Consider the following 20,629-nt stretch of genomic DNA (forward strand, 5'->3'; position numbering starts at 1 on the left):
AACCCCACGCAAACCCGCCGATTCACGCTGTGTCATCCACACTATCCACAGCCTGTGGGTTGAATCGCTGCCTGTGCCGGGATTGTGGATAAGCTGGGCATGAAAACCGGCTTCCCCACAGCTTGGCGGCGGGTCCGAGTTACGCTAGCCCCTGCCCCCGAGTTATCCACAGCCTTGTGCAGAAAGGCGCCCATGCGGCTGCACCTCCACCTCTTGTCCGACTCCACCGGCGAAACGCTGGAGAATATCGCAAAGGCGGCGCTGGCGCAGTTCGACGATGTCGACACGATGCGCCATTTCTGGCCGATGGTCCGCTCCGAAACCCATCTCGAACGCATCCTGGCCGAGATCACGGTCAATCCCGGGCTGGTGCTCTATACGCTGGTCAACCCGGCGATCCGGCGGATGCTGGAGGCGCGCTGCGCCGCATTAGGCCTGCCGATCGTCGCGCCGATGGACGCGGTCAGCAACGCGCTGTCCAACCTGCTGGGGCAGGAGGCGAAGGCACGACCGGGTCGGCAGCACAGCCTCGACGCCGCCTATTTTGCCCGCGTCGATGCGATCCAATGGACCATCGGCCATGACGACGGCATCGCGTCGGAGGATTGGGAAGAGGCCGATATCGTACTGGCCGGCGTCTCGCGCTCGTCGAAGACGCCGACATCGATCTACCTCGCCAATCGTGGGTACAAGACGGCGAACATCCCGATCGTCGTCGAAAGCCCGCCGCCGCCGATCCTGTTCACGCTGAAGAACCCGCTGGTCGTCGGGCTGACCACCAGCGCCGACCGGCTGATCGCGATCCGCCGCAATCGGCTGCTGTCGCTCAACCAGATGCCCGACACCGACTATGTCGAACAGGATGCGGTGGTGAAGGAACTGTCCTATGCCCGGCGGATGTTCGCCGACAATGGCTGGCCGGTAATCGACGTCACCCGCCGCTCGATCGAGGAAACGGCGGCGGCGATCATCACCCTGTGCAACGATCGCAAGCTGGAGCAGCGCGCATGAGCTTCGTCCTCGCCTCGCTGAGCGCCACCCGCCGCGCGATGCTCGACGCCGCCGGTATTCCGCACGATGCGATGGCGAGCGGGCTGGACGAGGAAGCGGCCAAGGCGGCGCTGGCCGCCGAAGCGCTCAAGCCCCGCGATCTTGCCGATGCGCTGGCCGAGATGAAGGCGATGCGCGCCGCGACCCGCGTGCCCGGCACGCTGGTGCTGGGCGGGGACTCGGTCGTCGCGCTCGCCGACGGCACCGTGCTCGACAAGCCGGTCGATCGCGCCGATGCCGCCGCGCATCTGCGCGCACTGTCGGGCGGACGCCACGACCTGTTCAGCGCGGCGGTGTTCGTCGAGGGTGGCCAGCCGGTATGGCGCCATATCGGCCACGCGAAGCTGACCGTCCGTCCCTTGTCCGAGGGGTTCATCGAAACCTATCTCGACGCCGAATGGCCCGCCATTGCCGGCTGCGTCGGCTGTTTCCGGATCGAGGGGCCGGGCGTGCAGCTGTTCGACCGGATCGACGGCGATCACTGGACGATCCTCGGCATGCCGCTGCTCGAAATCGCGCGCTATCTGCGCCAACGGGGAAAACTGCCCGCATGAAGCCTTATGCAGAAGTGATCGGCGATCCGATCGCCCATAGCAAGTCACCGGTTATCCACAGCTTCTGGCTCGACCAGCTCGGCCTTGATGCCGAGTACCGAACGTTCCACGTGAAACCTGACGACCTCGCCGCCTATTTTGCCGAGCGTCGCAGCGATCCGCACTGGCGCGGGTGCAACGTCACCGTCCCGCACAAGCTGGCGGCGCTCGACCATGTCGCCGATCCGGGCGACGTTCGCGGCTCGATCGGCGCGATCAACACCGTGTTCCGCGGACCCGAAGGCGACTGGATCGGTACCAACACCGATGCGGCGGGATTCCATGCGCCGATCGCCGGGCTTGACCTCACGCGGCAACCGGTGGCGGTGATCGGTGCCGGCGGCGCAGCACGCGCGATCCTGTTCGCGCTGTCGAAGCTCGGCGTCGGGCGCGTCACCGTGCTTAACCGCAACCCGCTCAAGGCCGCCGCGCTGCTGTCGACCTTCGGACTGAAGGGCGACGCGCTCCCCCTCACCGCCCCGCTGCCGGCGGCCAAACTGCTGGTCAACGCCAGCACGCTCGGCATGACCGGACAGCCGCCACTGGCGATCGATCTGACGCCATTGCCCGACGATGCCGTCGTCTACGACGCGGTATACGCCCCGATCGAGACGCCACTGCTGGTCCAGGCGCATGATCGCGGGCTCGACACCGTCGACGGCCTCGAAATGCTGGTCGGGCAGGCGGCGCTGGCGTTCGAACTGTTCTTTGGGCAAGCCCCGCCGCGCGACCGCGACGAGGAATTGCGCGCGCGATTGCTGGCGTGAACCTGTCCCGACCCAAGCCGTACCCCCGCGCAGGCGGGGGTCCAGAGCGTCAAACGCAAACGTCGCTTGGCTTGGCTCTGGATCCCCGCCTTCGCGGGGATACGGGGGTGGACGCATATCGATGACCCACATCCTCGGCCTCACCGGATCGATCGGCATGGGCAAGTCGACCGTCGCCCATATGTTCCGCGACCTTGGCGTCCCCGTCTTCGATGCCGACGCGACCGTCCACATGCTGCAAGGCCCCGGCGGCGCCCTCCTACCCGCGATCGAAGCTGCCTTCCCCGGCACCACCAGCCCGAACGGCCTCGACCGCCCCGCCCTGCGCACCCGCATCTTCGACGACACAGCCGCCCGCCGGAGACTGGAAGCGATCGTCCACCCCGCGGTCGCCGCCGAACGTCAGCGCTTCCTCGACACCCACGCCGCCGCCCCGCTGATCGTCCTCGACGTACCGCTGCTGTTCGAAACCGGCGGCGACTCTCGCTGCGACTCCGTCGCCGTCGTCTCTGCCGCGCCCGAGGTACAGCGTGCCCGCGTCCTCGCCCGTCCCGGCATGACCGAGTCGGCCTTCGCCGCGATTCTTGCCACGCAAATGCCCGACGCCGAAAAACGCGCCCGCGCCCAACATCTTATCCACACCGACACGACACTCGCCGCAACCCGCGCGCAAGTCGCCGCGCTGGTCGCTTGCATGGTCCCTCCCGAAGGCGGATAAGGTGGGAATGCGTGAAATCGTGTTCGATACCGAAACCACCGGCTTCAAATTTTCGGAAGGCGACCGACTGGTCGAAATCGGATGCGTCGAACTGGTCAACCGGGTCGAAACCGGCGCCACCTTCCACGCCTATTTCAATCCCGGCCGCGCGATGCCGAAGGAAGCGGAGGCGGTGCATGGCCTGTCCGACGCGTTCCTGTCCGACAAGCCGGCCTTCCACACCGCGATCGACGACCTGCTCGCCTTTATCGGCGACAGCCCGCTGATCGCGCACAATGCCAGTTTCGACTTCGGCTTCCTGAACGGCGAACTGGGCGCGTGCGGGCGCGATGCGATCTGCCTGTCGCGGATGGTCGACACCCTCGCCATCGCGCGCAGCCGCCATCCCGGTGCCAAGCACACGCTCGACGCGCTGTGCGTCCGCTTCGGCATCGACCGCAGCCGCCGTGTGCTGCACGGCGCGCTGCTCGACGCGCAGCTGCTGGCGCAGGTCTATGTCGAACTGATGGGCGGTCGTCAGATCGGCTTCGGTCTCGACGCCACGCCGACGCTGGTGGCGGAGGTGATCGATGCCGTCGCTCCCTCCCGCGCGCGTCCGCCCCGCCAGTTTTCGGCCAGCGCGGCCGAACTCGCCGTCCACGCCGCCTTCGTCGGCACGTTGAAGGACCCGTTATGGGGCCCGTCGCCGACCTGAGGCGTTGACACCACCCGCTTTGAGCGGCTCACACGATTATCACAACGACGGAGGATTACATGGACATCCGGGTTTCGGGGCACCAGGTCGATACTGGGGACGCACTGAAGGTGATGGTCCAGGAGCGACTCCAGGGCATTGCGGACAAATATTTCCAGCGCGCGATTTCTTCGACGGTCACGTTCGGCAAGGGGCCGCACGACAACGGGTTCATCTGCGACATCGTCTGTCACGTCACGCAGGGCCTCGTGCTGAAAGGGCATAACACCGGACAGGAGGCACAGGGCGCGTTCGTCGGTGCCGCCGACAAGATCGAAAAGCAGCTGCGTCGCTACACCCGCCGCCTGAAGGACCGCAACGCTGCGCAGGCCGCGGCGATCAACGAAGCCGGCGGCTACGACAATGGCTATGACAATGCCGGCTACACCGTGTTCAACGGTGGCGAGCAGGAGGAAGAGGACGTTGCCGACGCCCCGCTGATCATCGCCGAAACGCGGGTCGACGTGCCCGATGCCAGCGTGTCCGACGCGGTGATGATGCTCGATCTGCGCAACACCAACGCCCTGCTGTTCAAGAACAGCGGCACCGGATTGTTCAACATGGTCTATCGCCGCCACGACGGCACGATCGGCTGGGTCGAGCCCAATCGCGCGGCATAAGTGTACGATTTCCATGATCTCGTGACGCCGGAAACGGTGCTGGCGGACATTGCCGCCGGCACCCGCAAGGCGTTGTTCGCGCATATCGCCGGCGTCGCCGAACGACGTTGCGGGATCGCGGCGAAGCTCGTCGCCGACCGTCTGTCCGACCGGGAAAAACTCGGGACGACGGCGTTCGGCGGCGGCATCGCCATCCCCCATGCGCGGATCGACAGCCCGGACGGCGTCTGCGGCATCTTCGTCCGGCTCGATCGGCCGATCGATTTCGGCGCGGTCGACGAACTGCCGGTGGACCTGATCTTTGCGCTGTTCTCCCCGGCCGATGCCGGCAGCGACCATCTGAAGGCGCTGGCGAGGGTATCACGTGCGCTGCGCGATGCGGCGTTCCGTGCGAAGCTGCGCGGGGCCGGATCGTCCGATGCACTCTACGCGCTGTTGTCGGGCGTCGAGGCGCGTGACGCCGCCTGACACGCCCGCCGGAGAGGCGGCGCATTTCCGGGCGCTGGAGGCGCTCTACGCTGCCGCGCCGATCAACCGCCTGTTCGATTCGCGGCTGGAGATCGTTACCGCCGGCGTCGCGCGCATCCACTTCGCGATCGACGAACGCCATTTCCATGCTGCCGGGGCGGCGCATGGCACCACCTATTTCAAGATGCTCGACGACGCGGCCTTCTACGCCGCCAACAGCCTCGTTACCGATCGTTTCCTGCTGACCACGGCATTCAACTTGTTGCTGCAACGTCCGCTGGGCCCGGGTCGGGTGATCGCTGAGGGCCGCTGGGTTTCCGGCAAGCGCCGCGTGTTTATCGCCGACGCGCATCTGATCGATGCCGAGGGGGAGGAAGCCGCGCGCGGTACCGGCACCTTCATGAAGAGCCGCATCCCGCTTGCCACCCTGCCCGGCTATGCCGGCCGGTGAGCGACTGGCCGACCGCGCTGCGTGTCAACGCCTTCGTCCGCGCCGTCGAGAATGCCGGCGGCAGCGCGACGGTACTCGCGCGCGGCGACCGCGACTCGGGTGTAATCCTGCTGCTCGCGATCGATCGCGACGGCACTGCCCGGCTGCTGGAGCGTGAGCGCGATCTCGACGGGCGCACCCGTATCGTCCGGCGCAAACCCGATCTGGTAGGGGAAGCGGCACTGACCCCCTATTGGCAGGATCGGCGGCAGCGCGACCCCGATCTGTGGGTGGTGGAGGCGATCGTCGCAGCAGCCGAACCGCTCGCCGCTGAAACGCTGTGGGCCGATTGACCGTCCGACTCACCCGACCCTAAGCGCTCGTTATCGGATACACGCGCTGGATCGACTTGGGGTTTCGGGTCGATGGCGCAGTCGGGGGGCAGGCGCCAGGGGTTCCGTTTCGACGGAACGGGTTGGGCGCGTCGGTTCACCGCATAGTAGTGACGACGATGACGCTGCGCTTCCCCATGGCGATCCTCGCCGCCATGACGTTTGTTGCCGGTCTGGCCGCCCCTGCTTCGGCAGAAGAAGCCGCCATCCCGACACGGGTCACCAACCTGTCGGTCCCGGCAAAGGTTCCCGTCCAGTTCGCCGCTCCCGCCGAAATCGTTCAGGCGGTGCCGACCCCCGCCGCAGCGACGCCCGATGCGATCCCCGCTGCGACCGATGATACCGATCACGCTACCCTCGCCGCCGCCGTCGCCGCGCAGAGCGCCGTGATCGATGACGAGGAACTCAACTGCATCGCGATCGGCGTCTATTACGAATCGAAGGGTGAGCCGCTCGCGGGCCAGCTCGCCGTGGCCGACGTCATCCTCAACCGCGCCAATTCGGGTCGTTTCCCGGCCTCTGCCTGCGGTGTCCTGACCCAGCGCAGCCAGTTCTCGTTCGTGAAGGGCGGTCGCCTGCCCGACGTCGACACCAGCCGCCCGGCATGGAAGACCGCGGTCGCCATCGCCCGTATCGCTCGCGACGAGCTGTGGAAAAGTCCGGCAAAGGGCGCGCTGTTCTTCCACGCCCGCCGCGTCAGCCCGAACTGGGGCAAGACCCGTGTCGCCTCGCTCGGCAACCACATCTTCTACCGCTAAATCCCTTTCCCCGTTCGCATAATGTTCCTATAAGGCGGCAATGGCCAGCCTTGCCCCGGGCGCACTACCGCCCGCTCCCGACACCCATCCGCTGATCGCTGCCGAAGTCGCGCGGGGCGTTACCCGCATGCTGCTGGCGCACGACCTGACCGCCATGGCCGAAGTCCCGCTCGACGGCGGGCGCCGCGCCGACCTGATGGCGCTCGATGCGCGCGGGCAGATCGTGATCGTCGAGATCAAGGTGTCGCGCGCCGACCTGCTCGGCGACGGCAAATGGACGGATTATCTCGGGCACTGCGACCGCTATTTCTGGGCGGTGCCGGCCGGGTTCGACGTATCGCCGCTGTCGGGTGAGGCGTTCCTTCCCGATCGCACCGGCATCATCGTCGCCGACCGCTACGAAGCGACGATCCTGCGCGAGGCATCGACCACCCCCCTGCCCGCCCATGTCCGCAAACGCTGCACCCTCGCCTTCGCCCGCCGCGCGGCACGGCGGCTGATCGGCGCGGTCGATCCCGAAGCGATCCAGGGCTTTTAGTAAATCCCTCTCCCATCGGAGAGGGAGGGAGGCGCGCAGCGCCGGAAGGGTGAGGGCGATCACCGCCGATCGGTTTCGACCGTGGCCGCTTTCCTACAACGCGGACCCGTGACAGGCTCGCCGAACGCTCTTTGCCATTGCCGCTGCCGACACGCCCCGCATCACCTGCAACAAACTGCGTACGAGTGTGAACTTAGTGAACTTTGGACGGGCGCCGGAAATTCTTTCGATAGTTTTCAATAACTTGAAATCCTACGGTCAAAACCGCCGCCACAGCGCTCCCGCCGCCCAGCCGAACCCGATCGACAGCGCTACCGCCGCCAGCCCGTACCACAAAGACGCCTGGTTCGCGGCGATCGCCACGAACCGCTCGAACCCTGACTTGCGGATATCGATCTCCCGCACCGCCGCCGCCAGCACCCGCCCGTCGCGGATCAGGAAGGTTTCGGCGGTGAACTTGCCCACGGGCACCCGTGCCGGGATCGTAATCGCCGCGCGGTACAGCACGTCGTCGGTGATCTCGACCGCGCCCGGCGTCTCGCGGTACAGCCCGGCGCGTTCGCGCAAGCCGACGAACCCTTGCGCGAACCGCGCCTGGTCCTCCGCCGATGTGCCCGCCGCCGGCGACAGCTGCAAACTGTCGAGCCCCAGTTCGTAGATCGCCCGCGTCCGCTCGTCGACGATCCGGTCGATCGGCCGCGCCGATGCGATGGCATAGAAGGACGGGGCGGAGCGGTAGGAGATGCGGTCGGCATTTACCCAGATTCCGGCAACCTTTTCCTTCTCGCGCACGACGATCGATTCGGGCGGCCCCTTCACCACCACCACGATCTCCGCCGGCCGGTCGCCCTGCGGCACGCGCCCGCCGGGATAGAGGATCGCACCGAACAGCAGCAGCTCGGCCCCGGTGAACGAATAGGCGATCTGCACGTCGCGGGTCGACACGTCGGGCACCAGCACCGGCGCCGCCGCCCCCATCGTCAACGGCGCCAGCACGGCGAGGAGCAGCGCGCGCCTCATGCCGGCTGCACCGTATAGATGTCATCGGGCCGCCATCCGAGCCCCAGCGCCATGCGAAACGCCACCGCCAGCACGATGATCGCCAGCGCGAGGCGGAGATATTCGGGCTTGGCCTTCTGGGCGAAGCGCGCGCCGATCTGCGCCCCCGTGACCGATCCGATCAGCAACAGCACCGCCAGCACGATATCGACCGCCTTGGTCGTCAGCGCATGGACCATCGTCGCCGCGGCGGTCACGAACAGGATCTGGAACAGCGAGGTGCCGACCACCACCCGCGTCCCCATGCCGAGCAGATACAGCATGGCCGGCACGAGGATGAACCCGCCGCCGACCCCCAGCAACACCGTCAGGATACCTGTCGCAAACCCGAGCAGCAGCGGCGCCAATGGCGAGATATACAGCCCCGACGCATAGAATCGCCACCGCAGGGGCAGCGCCGCGACCAGCGGATGGTGCCGCCGCCGCGCTGCCCTGGGCGGGATCGCCCCGCGCAGCACCCTGACCGCGCCGATCGCTTCCTTCAGCATCAATCCGCCGATCGATCCCAGCATCACGACGTACAGGATGGCGATGACGGTATCGATCTGCCCGCTCGACTGTAGCAGGCGAAAGATGCCCGCCCCGGCGACCGACCCCAGCACCCCGCCGGCGACCAGCACCCATCCCATGCGGAAATCGACCCCGTCGCGCCGCAGATGCGCGAACACGCCCGACACGCTGGCACCGGTCACCTGGCTGGCGGCCGACGCGGCGGCGACGGTCGGCGGAATGCCGTAAAAGATCAGCAGCGGCGTGGTCAGGAACCCGCCGCCCACCCCGAACATGCCCGACAGGAACCCGACGCCGCCCCCCAGCAGCACGATGACCAGCGCATTGACCGACAGGTTGGCGATGGGAAGGTACAGGTCCATGGGGTTCCCGGTTACCGCGTTCGGCCCGGCCGTGCCAGCCGTGCCCTCAAAAGTCGCTGCCGATGGTCAGCGCCGGTCCCGATCCCGGCGCGGCATCGCCCGCGACCCGCTGGCGCCAGTCGACCGACAGGCGCAGCGCGCTGCGGCCCACCGGGATCGCCGCGACCAGCGACGGGCCGATATCCATCCGCATCGCCCCGCGCTGTGCCCCGCCCCAGCTGCCGACGCCCAGCTTCACCGCGCTGCCACCGATCGTCGTCATCGGATGCAGCACCCGTGCCGCCCCATCGGCATAGGGTTCGATCCCGTCGCGCGCCACCGCACCCGCCTGCCCATAGGCTTCGATGCCCAGACTGCCCGGCAGTACCCGGTCGATCCCGGCGATCAGGCCGAGCCCGGTGCCGTCGCGCCCGCGGTCGAGCGCCATGCGGCGTTCCACGACCACCGCGACCGGCGCCGCGACCGGCCGCCATTCGACGCCCACCGCCGCCTCGCGCCCCTGCCCGGCCAGCGGCGTGGCGACCCGGGCCGCCACCGCCGCCCGCCCGCTGTCGTTGACCGGCACCCGCAGCCGCACCCCGGCCTGCCCGCCGCCCAGCTGCACCGGCCCCCCGGTCGCGCTACCGGGTCGCGCCAGCGCCCACAGGCTGACGGTCAACCGGGACGTGATCGGCCGGGGCAGCGCCGGTGGTGGCACGACCGGGCGCGACAACGTCTCCGCGGACGAGAAACCGGCCAGCGCGAGCAAGGCCAATTGTACCCGTGATTCCGCGACCGGCAGTGCCGGCGCAGAGGTTTGCGCAAGGACCGCTCGGGCCGGCGTCCTCGACATCGAAGAGGCTACGCTAAGGGCTGCACGCGGCACGGCCACCGCGACCACCCGCTGCGGCGCCGGTAACTGCGCGCGCGACGCGACGATCGGTACCGGTTGCGCGCCCGGCAGGACCACCTCCACCCAATCACCCTGCGGCACGCCGTCGGGCCACAGCAACGCGACCCGCATGCCGATCCAGCTGACGGTGACGAGCGCCAGGAACCGTAGCGGGCGTCCACGGGCCGGCGTCATGCGCCGTGCAGTTCGGCGAGGTTGGGGAAATGATGCGCGGTCTTGTCCCAGCGTACCGGTCGTCCACGCAGCGTCGCGGCATAGCGTATCACCGCGCGGCGTGCCGCCAGCAGGGCCACCAGATTGCCCACCAATATCCGCGGGATCGATCGCCACGCCTCGTCCCGGCCATAAGCTTGGCGCACCAGCGTCCAGCGCATCGCGACCCGCCACACCAGCAGGCACAGGTTTGCCGCCAGCACCAGTTGCAGCGCCGGATCGATCGCCGCCGCAGCGCTGCCGCTCCACAGATGCGCCAGCAGCGCGAGGCCCCATGCGACCAGCGCGACATAGGCGACCGCCAGCACCGGTATCGCCAGAATCGCGCGCCGGTCGCGCATCCGCATCCAATGGTCGCGCCACCCTGCGCCCGCCTGCCAGCCGATCCGGTCCCATCCGGCCAGCGCGATGCCGGTCATCCACCGCGCCTTTTGCCGGACCGCGGTATCGAGCGTCGCGGGGAAATAGGCGCGCACCGCGACCGGCGATCCGCCTGGTGTCTCCAGCGCACGGACGAACAACCCGCGCCCGCCCAGCGCCCGCACCGTCAGCCCCAGTTCGTAATCCTCGGTCAGGCTGATTTCGTCGAACGGCAGGCCGCCACGACGCTCGGCGATCCGCGCCAGCATCGCGGCGGAGATCGCACAGCCCACCCCCGCCAACGGCAGTTCGGCGCCCAGCGCGCCGCGCACCGGCAGCTGCCGGCCATGCGCCTCGGCGAATTCGTCGATATAATGGCCCGATACCCAGCGCGAACCGGGGTCGGCCAGCGGCAACACGGGCAGCTGCACCGTATCGGCATGCGCCAGCATATGGTCGTACACGCGCAGCTCGCCGGGATGCACGACATCCTCGGCATCGTGCAGCACCATCGCGGTGAACGGGCGTTCTTCGCGCGCACCGTCCGAGAGCACTGCGCGCCACAGGGTATTGAGGCAGTCGGCCTTGGTCGTCGGGCCGGGATGCGGCGTCAGGGCTAGCCGGACGCGATTGTCCGCGATCGCCACGCCGACGATCGCGGCGATCGTCGCACGGTCGTTGGGATAGGCGCCGACATAGAGCCGCCAGTCGGGATGGTCGAACCGCGCCAGCGTCGTCCGCAGCATCGCGCCGATCACCGACGATTCGTCCCACGCCGGGATCAACACCGCCAATCGCCCGGTGCAGCCCTCGACCGGAAAATCGGCGAGCGTCGGTGTGGTTCTTTGCCGCCATCGCCGCCGGATCGCGCGGATCAGATAGGCGATGTCGATCGCCAGATCGTCGATCCCGCCGATCAGGAACCCGACGGCGGCGAACAGCATCGTTTCGCGCGCAATGCCGTCGATCCACGGGATGGACGCAGCCATGCCCCAGCCCCCGATGATGGTCCCCGCCGCGATTTAATCCGCGGCGGTATACGCGGACAAGGGTCTTCGCTCCGCATGCGGCGAATCGTGGCGAATTATTTCTGGATTGTGATTGAACCGGTCGCGATTCGGGACGTTGGCGAAAACGGTCCTAAATCCCCTTTCGGGACTGGTGCCCCGCGCACCGGCCGCGCCGAACGTATCGACGGCGCGGCCGAACCGGGGGCTTACCAATAGAAGTTGCGGATCACGTCGATCACCCGGCCGCGGCGCTGATCGATCAGCAACGCGTCGTTATAATGCCGCACCCAGCGTTGATAGCCGCCGCGCGCTGGGGGCAGGCGATAGCGGCCCGGATTGGCGATCCAGTAACGTTGCGCATAATAGGGGCGGCCGATCGCCAGACCGGGCCGGAACGCCTGATAGCGGAACGGCGCGTTCCAGTTGCCGCGGGCATAGAGGTTGCGGTGCCCCTGACGATAGGCGCGCCAGTCGTTGCGTCCCCATGCCCGGTCGCGCAAATTCTCGCGATAATTGCGCTGCGCGCGGTTCAGGTCGCGGCGTTCCTCGCGAATATCCTGCCGGTCGCGACGCAGTTCGCGTGCCGACTGGGCCATCGCCGGGGCGGCAACGGCGGGAAGGGCGATCGTTGCCGCCAGTGCGGCCAGTAAGATCTTTCGCATACGGATTGCTCCTGTCCTCGTGATGAGAACGGAAATGCCCGAGCCGCGCTGAACGCTCCGCGAATGCGATCGTCAGGATTCTGAAAGGCTTGGCCTGACCCCCTCGTCATGCCAGCGGCGGCGGGAATCCGTAAACACCGACGCTGCGGATCGGGTCACATCCCCAGCGTCGATGGAATTCTGCCTACGCGGAAATGCCCCGCCGGCCGGACCGCCCCAATCCCTACTGGTTCGGCCCCGGTCCACCGGTGCCGGGCGCGCCGACCGTGCCGATATTGCCGAACAGATCGCGGAAGAAGTTCGATTCGCGGCCCAGCGTCGGCGTCTTCTTGTCCCACGGGCTGATGCCGACGACCTGATCGACGCCGGTGCGGTCGATCGCGGTCACGTTGCCGGCCTGGTCGAAGCTGATCTTCAGCGTCGTCTGATCGGCGGCACGCGGGCGATTGAACGCCAGGTTGCGGCTGTCGCGCGACAGATAGAACCATTCGCGGTCGGAAAACTGGCCGACGAAGGTGGGCGTACCCAGCGTCTGCAGCACCGACTGGCGGGTATCGACGCCCGGCTGGACCGCGTTGACCAGATCGGGATCGATGACATAGCCCTGGTGGCTGCGCAGCTTCGTGCAGCCTCCCAGGCCCGCCGCGGCACAGGCGATCATCAGCGCCACTGCGCCACGGGTGGGGAAGCGAACCATAAAATCTCCGTCCAGCGAACGCGCGACCGGGTCGCCCGATTGCATCGCGCGGCCACGCGTTCAATATGACGGACCCGCGTTATCCACAAGCGCGCCCTTTGTCGTTCCTTTGGCCTTCGTCGTTCCCTTGGAGAGTCATGCGTCTACCCCGCCTGTTCCGTCGCGAACCGCCGCCGCGCGTTGCCGCCACCCTGTACGACGCGGTCGTCGCGCACGGGCGGATGCCGCACTGGTATCTGGCGGGCGCCGTGCCCGATACGCTCGACGGGCGGTTCGACATGATTGCCGCCGTCTTGGCGATGGTGATGCTGCGGCTGGAAGGCGAGGGGGCGGGGGCCGCGCCGGCCGCATCGCTCGCCGAATGTTTCGTCGACGACATGGACGGGCAGCTGCGTCAGATCGGCTTTGGCGACATGGTCGTCGGCAAGCATATCGGGCGGATGATGGCGGCGCTGGGCGGGCGGCTGGGCGCGTATCGCGACGGGCTGGCCGACGGGACGTTCGAACCCGCGCTGGTCCGCAACCTCTATCGCGGGACCGCGCCCGATCCTGCTGCACTCGCCCATGTCGCTGCCGAACTGCGCGGCTTGCGCGCCGCGCTCGACGGCGTGACCGTCGACGATCTTCTTGCCGGAAAGCTGCCATGATCTCCGAATTCCACCGCCCCCTCCGCATCGACCAGATCGGGGAGGGGGAGCTTCGCCAGCGCATCGAAGCCGATGCCGACGAACGCCGCCGGTTGATGGGGCGCTTCGGCCTGCTCGAACTGGGTGCGCTGACCGCCGATTATACGCTGCGCCGCGATGCCACCGGGATCATCGCGACCGGGCAGCTGCGGGCCGAGGTCGCGCAACCCTGCGTCGCCAGCGGCGAACCGGTGCCCGAGGTGGTCGACGAAGCCTTTACCCTGCGCTTCCTGCCCGAAGGCAGCGTGGAGAATAGCGAACTGGAGCTCGACGACGACGCGATGGACACGATGTTCTACGCCGGCGCGTCGATCGACCTCGGCGAAGCGGCGGCGGAAACGCTGGCCCTCGCGCTCGACCCCTATCCGCGCAGTCCCCATGCGGAAGAAGCGCTGCGCGCCGCCGGCGTGCTGAAGGAGGAAGAGGCGGGCCCGCTGTCGGCGCTGGGTGGGTTGGCGGACCTGCTGAAGAAATAGGGTTCACGCGAAGGCGCGAAGGTCGCGAAGATAGTGGTTCGCGCAGAGCCGCGGAGGCGCAGAGAGGGTGCATTCGAGGCGCGACTTTCGCTGCGTCAGCAGCCTTCATGCGGAGGCAACAGCGAACGCAACGTCTCCCGAACGCACGCCATTCGCCAGGTTCACAACCCCTCCGCGTCTCCGCGCCTCCGCGCGAACCCCTAATCTTCCTTCTTCGCGCCCTTCGCGCCTTCGCGTGAACCAAATATCCCCCGCGCCAGCAGCGTCGCGACGGTATCGGCCACCTCCTCCGGCGCACGGTCCTCGTCCCACACGCCATAGCGCAGGCCCAAAAACACGTTCATCCCCATGATCGCCCAGGCATGGACCTCCGCCTGCATATCGTCCGGCCCGGTGCTGATGCGTGCGGCGATGCGATCGGCGGTCGTCGAATAGTGCCGCCGGAAACTCGCCGGGTCGACGAACTCCGCCTCGTCGATAATCCGGTAGATTTCCTTGTGGGTCCGCACGAATCGGATGAATTCCAGCAACCCCGCCCGTTCCGCCGCGATCCGCCCTTCCGCGCTGCGAATCGCCGGGGCGACATGATCGCGCACCTGCGCCGACATGTCGGCGACCAGCGCGCGGAACACCGCGTCCTTCGAATCGAAATAGGTGTAGAAACTGCCCAGCGCCACGCCGGCGCGCCGCGTGATCCCGCTGATCGACCCGTCGTGAAACCCCTTCTCACCGAACTCGGCCGCGGCGGCGTCGAGGATCGCGCGCTGCGTACGGCGGCCGCGCTCGGTCCGCGGCGCCTTGTCGAGCCCGGCTCCATCGGTGCCCATCAAATTCCCTCCCACCTCCCGGGAAAAGTTGAAACCCGGTTCAGCTTTCAGTATAGCGAAGCGCAACGGCGTACAACCCGGCCAACGGGTGGCGTCCATGAAGGGGAGAGGTCGATGCGTCGCACGTTTGGAATCCGCGCCGGTTTGCTGATGGGGGCGGCGTTCGCCGTATCGCCCGCGCTCGCGCAAACCACCGAAACGCCCCTGGCGGGGCCGGCCGAATCGGCATCGGTAGTCGAGGATCAGGGTGATGGCGACATCGTCGTTACCGCCAGGCGTCGTGCCGAAAGCGTGATCGACGTGCCGATCGCGATGTCGGTGGTGACCGGCGATCAGCTGACCCGCACCGGCGCGGTCGATATCACCGCGTTGCAGGACAAGACGCCGAACCTGACGCTGCAGATCGCGCGCGGGTCGAACTCGACGCTGATCGCGTTCAGCCGCGGCGTCGGGCAGCAAGACCCGCTCTGGGGCTTCGAACCCGGTGTCGGCCTCTATCTCGACGACGTCTATGTCGCCCGGCCGCAGGGCGCGGTGCTCGATATCTTCGACGTGGAACGGGTCGAGGTGCTGCGCGGGCCGCAGGGAACGCTGTACGGCCGCAACACCATCGGCGGCGCGATCAAGTACGTCACCAAGCGGCTGGGCCACGACTATGCCGCCACCGCCCGCGCGTCCTACGGATCGTACAACCAGTTCGATCTGGTGGGTCAAGTCACCGTGCCGATCGGCGACACCTTCGCGATCGGCGGGGCGATCGCCCGCTACAAGCGCGACGGATACGGCACCAACCTGACCACCGGCGCCGACCAGTATGACAAGGACGTGCTGGCCGCGCGCGTTTCGGCCGAATGGACCCCGACCGATGCGATCTTCGTCCGGCTGGCGGGCGACCGCACGCTCGACCGGTCGAACCCGCGCCACGGCACCCGGCTGGTCGGCAACGGCACCGATGCGCGCTATGCGCCGACCCCCAGCGTCTACGACACCCGCGCCGGCATCGGCGATCGCAACCGGGTGGTGGCGCAGGGCCTGTCGCTGACCGGCGAGTTCCAGCTCTCCGACCTGCTGACCTTCAAATCGATCAGCGCCTACCGCGAAGGCGCGACCAACACGGTCATCGATTTCGACAACACCGTCCTGCCGACGCTCGACGTGCCCGCCGAATATGACGACTGGCAGTTCACGCAGGAGCTGCAGCTGTTGGTGCAGGGCGAACGCGTGCAGGGCGTCGTCGGCCTCTATTACCTCAACGCCGACGCATCGGGCGCGTTCGACACGGTGCTGGGCCTCGCCAACACCACCACGCTGACGTCGGGCGAAGTCAAGACCAAGAGCTATGCCGCGTTCGGCGACATCAGCTTCGACGTGACCGACCAGCTGAAGATTTCGGGCGGCCTGCGCTACACCAAGGACGACAAGACCGGCACCGTCTTCCGCCGCAACTATACCGGCATCCGCAGCCCACGCTTCGGCAATGCGAACGCGGTACCCGGCCTGATCCGCACCGATTACACCAATGACCGCAGCTTCGACCAGTTCACCCCGCGCGTTTCGATCAGCTACGAGCCGCGCAAGGACCTGAACCTCTATGCGTCGTGGGGCCGGGGATTCAAATCGGGCGGGTTCGACATGCGCGGCGACGCGGTGTTCACGCCGACCACCGTCAATGGCTATGATCCCGAAAAGATCACCAGCTACGAAGTCGGCATGAAGGGGGCGTTCCTCGACCGCACGTTGTTCCTCAACATGGCGGGCTATTATTCGCGCTACACCGACCAGCAGGTCACGATTCAGGTGCCCAATGTCGCGGGAGGCATCGCCAGCTTCGTCGATAACGCCGGCAAGGCCGATATCTACGGCCTCGAAATCGAGGGCCGTATGGTCCCGTCGCGCAATTTCTCCGCGCAGGTGTCGTTCGGCTACACCAATGCCGACTACAAGGAATTTCTGACCTTCATCGGCGGCGGCACCACGCCGGTCGACGTCGCGAACCAGCGCGTGTTCCAGAACACGCCCGAATTCACCGCCGCGGCATCCTTCACCGCCTCGACCGACGTTGCTGCGGGCACGCTGTCGGTTACGCCCGAAGTGACGCTGCGCAGCGATTATTCGCTGTTCGAAATCCCGACCCCGGCGCTCGATCAGGACGGCTATGCACTGGTCAACGCGTCGGCCAACTGGATTTCGGGCGATGGCCGCTACCGGCTCGGCATGGCGCTGCGCAACCTGACCGATCAGCGGTACCGGGTCGGCGGGTATAATTTCCCCGGTGCGCTCTTCGGCAATTCGATCATCGGCTATTACGGTCCGCCAAGGACGGCGACCGCGACGTTCGAGGTGAAGTTCTAACCAAAGCTCCTCCCCACTGGGTGGGGAGGGGGACCGCCGCGCAGCGGTGGTGGAGGGGCATCGCCACAAACGCTACCGCTGCGTGTGGGGCCAGGCCCCTCCACCATGCTATGCATGGTCCCCCTCCCCACGGAGTGGGGAGGATTAAGAGGGCTCCGATGACCAGAAACCCCCGCATCACCCTCGCCATGTTGCTGCTGGTCTACAGCTTCAACTTCCTCGACCGGCAAATCCTCGCGATCCTCGCGCAGCCGGTGCAGCGCGACCTCGGGCTCGACGACGGGCAGATGGGGATATTGGGCGGCATCGCCTTCGCCGCGCTCTATTCGACGCTGGCGATTCCGCTCGCGCTGATCGCCGACCGGACCAGCCGCACCTGGGTCATCACCATCAGCCTCACGGTATGGAGCGCCTTTACCGCGCTGTGCGGCATGGCGCAGAATTTTACCCAGATGTTCCTGTTCCGCCTCGGCGTGGGCGTAGGGGAGGCGGGCGGCGTCGCGCCGTCCTATGCGCTGATCGCCGACACCTTTCCTCCCGAACGCCGCGCGCGTGCGCTCGCCATCTATTCGCTCGGCATTCCGCTGGGGGCGGCGGGCGGCGTGCTGCTCGGCGGCTATATCGCGCACGCGGTCGAATGGCGCACGGCCTTCTATACCGTCGGTCTGACCGGCATCGTCATCGCGCCGTTCTTCCGGTTGCTGGTAAAGGACCCGCCGCGTGCCGCAGCGACTGCCGATCGCATTCCGGTCGGCCGCGTGTTCGGCATCCTCGCGCGCAAGCCCAGCTTCTGGCTGCTGGCGTTCGGCGCGGCGGCGGGGTCGATGTGCGGCTATGGCGTCGGTTTCTGGCTGCCCAGCCTGATGATGCGCAGCTTCGGCCTCGACATCGTCCAGACCGGCCAGTTCTTCGGCGCGCTGCTGCTCAGCGGCGGGGTGGCGGGCATCCTGCTCGGCGGATCGCTCGGTGACCGGCTGGGTCAGCGGAACAAGCGCTGGTACGCGCTGCTGCCGGCGCTCTGCTATGTGCTGGGCACGCCGCTGTTCATCGCCGGCGTGCTGTCGGGTGGCTGGGTCGCCGCCTTCGCGCTGTTCGTCGTCCCGCAGGCGCTGGTCTATGTCTGGCTGGGGCCGGTGCTGACCGCGGTGCAGCATCTGGTGCCGGCGCATATGCGTGCCACGGCGTCGGCGTGTTTCCTGCTGATCAACAACCTGATCGGGCTGGGGCTGGGCAGCTTCGTGGTCGGTCGGCTGTCGACGGCGCTGGTCCCGACCTATGGCAGCGAATCGCTACGCTATGCGATCGCGGTGGCGCTGTGCCTGTATCTGGTCGCCGGGGCGCTGATGGCGCTGGCGAGCCGCCGGCTGGAGCGCGACTGGGTGGCGTGATTGGGTTCACGTGGAGGTGGGGGAGAAGAAGGCAGATTTCGCGCAGAGACGCAGAGACGCAGAGATGCAGGGTGCCCTCTCCAACCGTCACCCCGGGCTCGACCCGGAGTCCCGCTTCTCCCTTCTTCTGGGCAAAGGAAGAAGCGGGACCCCGGATCAAGTCCGGGGCGACGAACGGCGTAGTAATCCGTATCCCCGCGCAGGCGGGGATCCAGAGCCGAGCAATGCAACATCGCGGCTGAAATCCTGGACCCCCGCCTGCGCGGGGGTACGGAGACGCAGGCGGCGCGCTTACCGCTCCCGCGTCGCCGCGAACGTCACCTTGGAATACCGATCGGCGATATACCCGACCTCCCACGCGCTCTTCGCCAGGAACACCGGATTCCCGTCCCGATCCTTCGCCATCGCCGAACGATGCAGGTCGGTAAACGTCTTCAAATCCGCCGGATCGCTGGCCGACACCCAGCGCGCCGTCTCGAACGGTGCCATTTCCAGCCCCGCCGCGACCTTGTATTCGACCTCCAGCCGGCTGAGCAGCACTTCCAGCTGCAACTGCCCGACCACGCCGATCACCCAGTTCGACCCGATATCCGGATAGAATACCTGCGTGACGCCTTCCTCGGCCATGTCGTCCAGCGCCTTGCGCAACTGCTTGGTCTTGGTCGGGTCCTTCAGCACCACGCGGCGCAGGATTTCCGGCGCGAAGTTCGGCAGCCCGGTGAAGCGCACATCGGCCCGCTCCGACAGCGTATCGCCGACCCGCAGCGTCCCATGGTTGGGAATGCCGATGATATCGCCCGGATACGCCTCATCGGCCAGCTCGCGTTCGCGCGCGAAGAACAGGATCGGCGAATGGATCGCGATCGGCTTGCCATGCCCCGTCGGGGTCAGCTTCATGCCGCGTTTGAAAATCCCCGAACACAGTCGCATGAACGCGATCCGGTCGCGGTGATTGGGGTCCATGTTCGCCTGCACCTTGAACACGAACCCGGTCACGCGGTCGTCGGTCGGATCGACCGGCGCCGGTTCGGCCGGCTGCGGGCGGGGCGGGGGGGCGTGGCGCGCGATCGCGTCGATCAGCGAATCGACGCCGAACTCCTTCAGCGCCGACCCGAAATAGACCGGGGTCAGGTCGCCCGCGCGGTATGCCGCGCCATCGAAGCTGGCATAGCCGCCCGTCGCCAGCTCGGCCTCTTCGCGCAGCCGCTCGGCACCTTCCGCCGACAGCACCGAATCGATGCGATCGTCGTCCAGCCCGGTGAACTGCTCCACCTTGCCCTGGAAATCCTTCGTCCCGGCCTCCGGCTGCAACAGCCGGTTGTCGACCAGATCATAGATGCCCTCGAACTGCCCGCCCATGCCCGCCGGCCACGTCATCGGGCACACGTCGAGCTGGAGCATGTCGGCGACTTCGTCGAGCAACGCGAACGGGTCACGACCCTCGCGATCGACCTTGTTGACGAAGGTGATGATCGGCACGCTGCGCAACCGGCACACTTCGAACAGCTTGCGGGTCTGCGGTTCGATGCCCTTGGCGGCGTCGATCACCATCACCGCCGAATCGACCGCGGTCAGCGTGCGGTACGTGTCTTCGGAGAAATCCTCATGCCCCGGCGTGTCGAGCAGGTTGAAGGTCAGCCCGTTGCGTTCGAACGTCATCACCGACGACGTGACCGAAATCCCGCGCTGCTGCTCGATCTTCATCCAGTCCGACCGCGCGCGCCGGGCGGCGCCGCGCGCCTTGACCTCGCCCGCCAGATGGATCGCACCGCCGAACAGCAGCAGCTTTTCGGTCAGCGTGGTCTTGCCGGCGTCGGGGTGGGAAATGATCGCAAAAGTGCGGCGATCGGAAATATGGTCCATCGTCGGCCTTTAGGGCCGGGCGGGGAGGGCGGCAAGATTGGGTTCGAAGAGAGGAGTTCACGCGAAGGCGCGAAGGCGCAAAGAGAAGATAGATTTCGCGCAGAGACGCAGAGGCGCAGAGAGGTCGCGCATGAACAGGCCGTTTGCGTTCGGGAGACCGCTTCACCCGCCGCAGCGAGCGAGAAAGCCACTATCGTGGCGGAGC

The 20,629-nt window shown here is 67.3% G+C and carries 23 protein-coding genes; 15 read left to right on the forward strand and 8 right to left on the reverse strand.

Going from position 1 to position 20,629, the window contains the following annotated elements:
- Nucleotides 1–192: 192 nt before the first annotated feature.
- The 11 genes from MF610_RS10865 (at nucleotide 193) to MF610_RS10915 (ending at nucleotide 7,067) form a co-directional block, all read left to right on the forward strand.
- Complete coding sequence (locus tag MF610_RS10865) at nucleotides 193–1,011, forward strand: pyruvate, water dikinase regulatory protein (RefSeq protein ID WP_242196177.1); 819 nt, start codon at nucleotides 193–195, stop codon at nucleotides 1,009–1,011.
- Nucleotides 1,008–1,604, forward strand: coding sequence for a Maf family protein (locus MF610_RS10870; protein WP_242196181.1), 597 nt, complete (start codon nucleotides 1,008–1,010; stop codon nucleotides 1,602–1,604). Before MF610_RS10865 ends, MF610_RS10870 begins: the two co-directional genes overlap by 4 nt.
- Nucleotides 1,601–2,410, forward strand: coding sequence for a shikimate dehydrogenase family protein (locus tag MF610_RS10875; RefSeq protein ID WP_242196184.1), 810 nt, complete (start codon nucleotides 1,601–1,603; stop codon nucleotides 2,408–2,410). Before MF610_RS10870 ends, MF610_RS10875 begins: the two co-directional genes overlap by 4 nt.
- Before the next feature lie 121 nt (nucleotides 2,411–2,531).
- Nucleotides 2,532–3,128 (forward strand): dephospho-CoA kinase, encoded by a 597-nt coding sequence (coaE, locus tag MF610_RS10880; protein WP_242196187.1) that lies wholly within the window; start codon nucleotides 2,532–2,534, stop codon nucleotides 3,126–3,128.
- A 7-nt stretch (nucleotides 3,129–3,135) separates the two neighbouring features.
- Nucleotides 3,136–3,822, forward strand: coding sequence for a DNA polymerase III subunit epsilon (dnaQ, locus tag MF610_RS10885; RefSeq protein ID WP_242196190.1), 687 nt, complete (start codon nucleotides 3,136–3,138; stop codon nucleotides 3,820–3,822).
- A 59-nt stretch (nucleotides 3,823–3,881) separates the two neighbouring features.
- Nucleotides 3,882–4,481, forward strand: coding sequence for a ribosome hibernation-promoting factor, HPF/YfiA family (gene hpf, locus MF610_RS10890; RefSeq protein ID WP_242196193.1), 600 nt, complete (start codon nucleotides 3,882–3,884; stop codon nucleotides 4,479–4,481).
- Entirely contained in the window at nucleotides 4,482–4,949 is a 468-nt protein-coding gene (locus MF610_RS10895) for a PTS sugar transporter subunit IIA (protein ID WP_242196196.1), read from the forward strand.
- Nucleotides 4,900–5,400 carry a PaaI family thioesterase gene (locus MF610_RS10900; protein WP_277924032.1) on the forward strand — a complete coding sequence of 167 codons (501 nt, stop codon included), beginning with the start codon at nucleotides 4,900–4,902 and terminating at the stop codon, nucleotides 5,398–5,400. Before MF610_RS10895 ends, MF610_RS10900 begins: the two co-directional genes overlap by 50 nt.
- Nucleotides 5,397–5,732: a DUF1491 family protein gene (locus MF610_RS10905; protein WP_242196202.1), complete on the forward strand. Its 336-nt coding sequence runs from the start codon at nucleotides 5,397–5,399 to the stop codon at nucleotides 5,730–5,732. Before MF610_RS10900 ends, MF610_RS10905 begins: the two co-directional genes overlap by 4 nt.
- Before the next feature lie 158 nt (nucleotides 5,733–5,890).
- Nucleotides 5,891–6,529, forward strand: coding sequence for a cell wall hydrolase (locus MF610_RS10910; protein WP_242196565.1), 639 nt, complete (start codon nucleotides 5,891–5,893; stop codon nucleotides 6,527–6,529).
- 40 nt (nucleotides 6,530–6,569) lie between these two features.
- On the forward strand, nucleotides 6,570–7,067 hold the full coding sequence (locus MF610_RS10915) for an MmcB family DNA repair protein (protein WP_242196205.1): 498 nt from the start codon (nucleotides 6,570–6,572) through the stop codon (nucleotides 7,065–7,067).
- A gap of 258 nt (nucleotides 7,068–7,325) precedes the next feature.
- Here MF610_RS10915 and MF610_RS10920 read toward each other — a convergent pair whose 3' ends face one another.
- From MF610_RS10920 to MF610_RS10945, 6 genes are all read right to left on the reverse strand, one after another.
- Entirely contained in the window at nucleotides 7,326–8,087 is a 762-nt protein-coding gene (locus MF610_RS10920) for a TIGR02186 family protein (protein WP_242196208.1), read from the reverse strand.
- Nucleotides 8,084–8,998 (reverse strand): sulfite exporter TauE/SafE family protein, encoded by a 915-nt coding sequence (locus MF610_RS10925; RefSeq protein ID WP_242196211.1) that lies wholly within the window; start codon nucleotides 8,996–8,998, stop codon nucleotides 8,084–8,086. Before MF610_RS10925 ends, MF610_RS10920 begins: the two co-directional genes overlap by 4 nt.
- A gap of 46 nt (nucleotides 8,999–9,044) precedes the next feature.
- Complete coding sequence (locus MF610_RS10930) at nucleotides 9,045–10,064, reverse strand: hypothetical protein (protein ID WP_242196214.1); 1,020 nt, start codon at nucleotides 10,062–10,064, stop codon at nucleotides 9,045–9,047.
- Entirely contained in the window at nucleotides 10,061–11,452 is a 1,392-nt protein-coding gene (locus tag MF610_RS10935) for a glycosyl transferase family protein (RefSeq protein WP_242196217.1), read from the reverse strand. Before MF610_RS10935 ends, MF610_RS10930 begins: the two co-directional genes overlap by 4 nt.
- Nucleotides 11,453–11,679: 227 nt before the next feature.
- On the reverse strand, nucleotides 11,680–12,135 hold the full coding sequence (locus MF610_RS10940) for an RcnB family protein (protein WP_242196220.1): 456 nt from the start codon (nucleotides 12,133–12,135) through the stop codon (nucleotides 11,680–11,682).
- A gap of 223 nt (nucleotides 12,136–12,358) precedes the next feature.
- Nucleotides 12,359–12,832, reverse strand: coding sequence for an outer membrane protein assembly factor BamE (locus MF610_RS10945; protein WP_242196223.1), 474 nt, complete (start codon nucleotides 12,830–12,832; stop codon nucleotides 12,359–12,361).
- 137 nt (nucleotides 12,833–12,969) lie between these two features.
- On the opposite strand from MF610_RS10945, the gene MF610_RS10950 reads away from it, so the two are divergent.
- Complete coding sequence (locus tag MF610_RS10950) at nucleotides 12,970–13,479, forward strand: ubiquinol-cytochrome C chaperone family protein (RefSeq protein ID WP_242196227.1); 510 nt, start codon at nucleotides 12,970–12,972, stop codon at nucleotides 13,477–13,479.
- Complete coding sequence (locus MF610_RS10955; RefSeq protein ID WP_242196229.1) at nucleotides 13,476–13,994, forward strand: YceD family protein; 519 nt, start codon at nucleotides 13,476–13,478, stop codon at nucleotides 13,992–13,994. Before MF610_RS10950 ends, MF610_RS10955 begins: the two co-directional genes overlap by 4 nt.
- A 200-nt stretch (nucleotides 13,995–14,194) precedes the next feature.
- Here the strand turns inward: MF610_RS10955 and MF610_RS10960 are convergent, their stop codons facing one another.
- Nucleotides 14,195–14,821, reverse strand: coding sequence for a TetR/AcrR family transcriptional regulator (locus MF610_RS10960; protein ID WP_242196231.1), 627 nt, complete (start codon nucleotides 14,819–14,821; stop codon nucleotides 14,195–14,197).
- 114 nt (nucleotides 14,822–14,935) lie between these two features.
- On the opposite strand from MF610_RS10960, the gene MF610_RS10965 reads away from it, so the two are divergent.
- Nucleotides 14,936–17,173, forward strand: a complete 2,238-nt coding sequence (locus MF610_RS10965; RefSeq protein ID WP_242196233.1) for a TonB-dependent receptor — start codon at nucleotides 14,936–14,938, stop codon at nucleotides 17,171–17,173.
- A 158-nt stretch (nucleotides 17,174–17,331) separates the two neighbouring features.
- Nucleotides 17,332–18,561 carry a spinster family MFS transporter gene (locus MF610_RS10970; protein ID WP_242196236.1) on the forward strand — a complete coding sequence of 410 codons (1,230 nt, stop codon included), beginning with the start codon at nucleotides 17,332–17,334 and terminating at the stop codon, nucleotides 18,559–18,561.
- Between the two features lie 291 nt (nucleotides 18,562–18,852).
- Here the strand turns inward: MF610_RS10970 and MF610_RS10975 are convergent, their stop codons facing one another.
- Complete coding sequence (locus tag MF610_RS10975; RefSeq protein WP_242196237.1) at nucleotides 18,853–20,424, reverse strand: peptide chain release factor 3; 1,572 nt, start codon at nucleotides 20,422–20,424, stop codon at nucleotides 18,853–18,855.
- Nucleotides 20,425–20,629 lie beyond the last annotated feature (205 nt).

It is taken from the genome of Sphingomonas hankookensis, assembly GCF_022664465.1.
GTDB classification, from domain to species: Bacteria; Pseudomonadota; Alphaproteobacteria; order Sphingomonadales; family Sphingomonadaceae; genus Sphingomonas; species Sphingomonas hankookensis.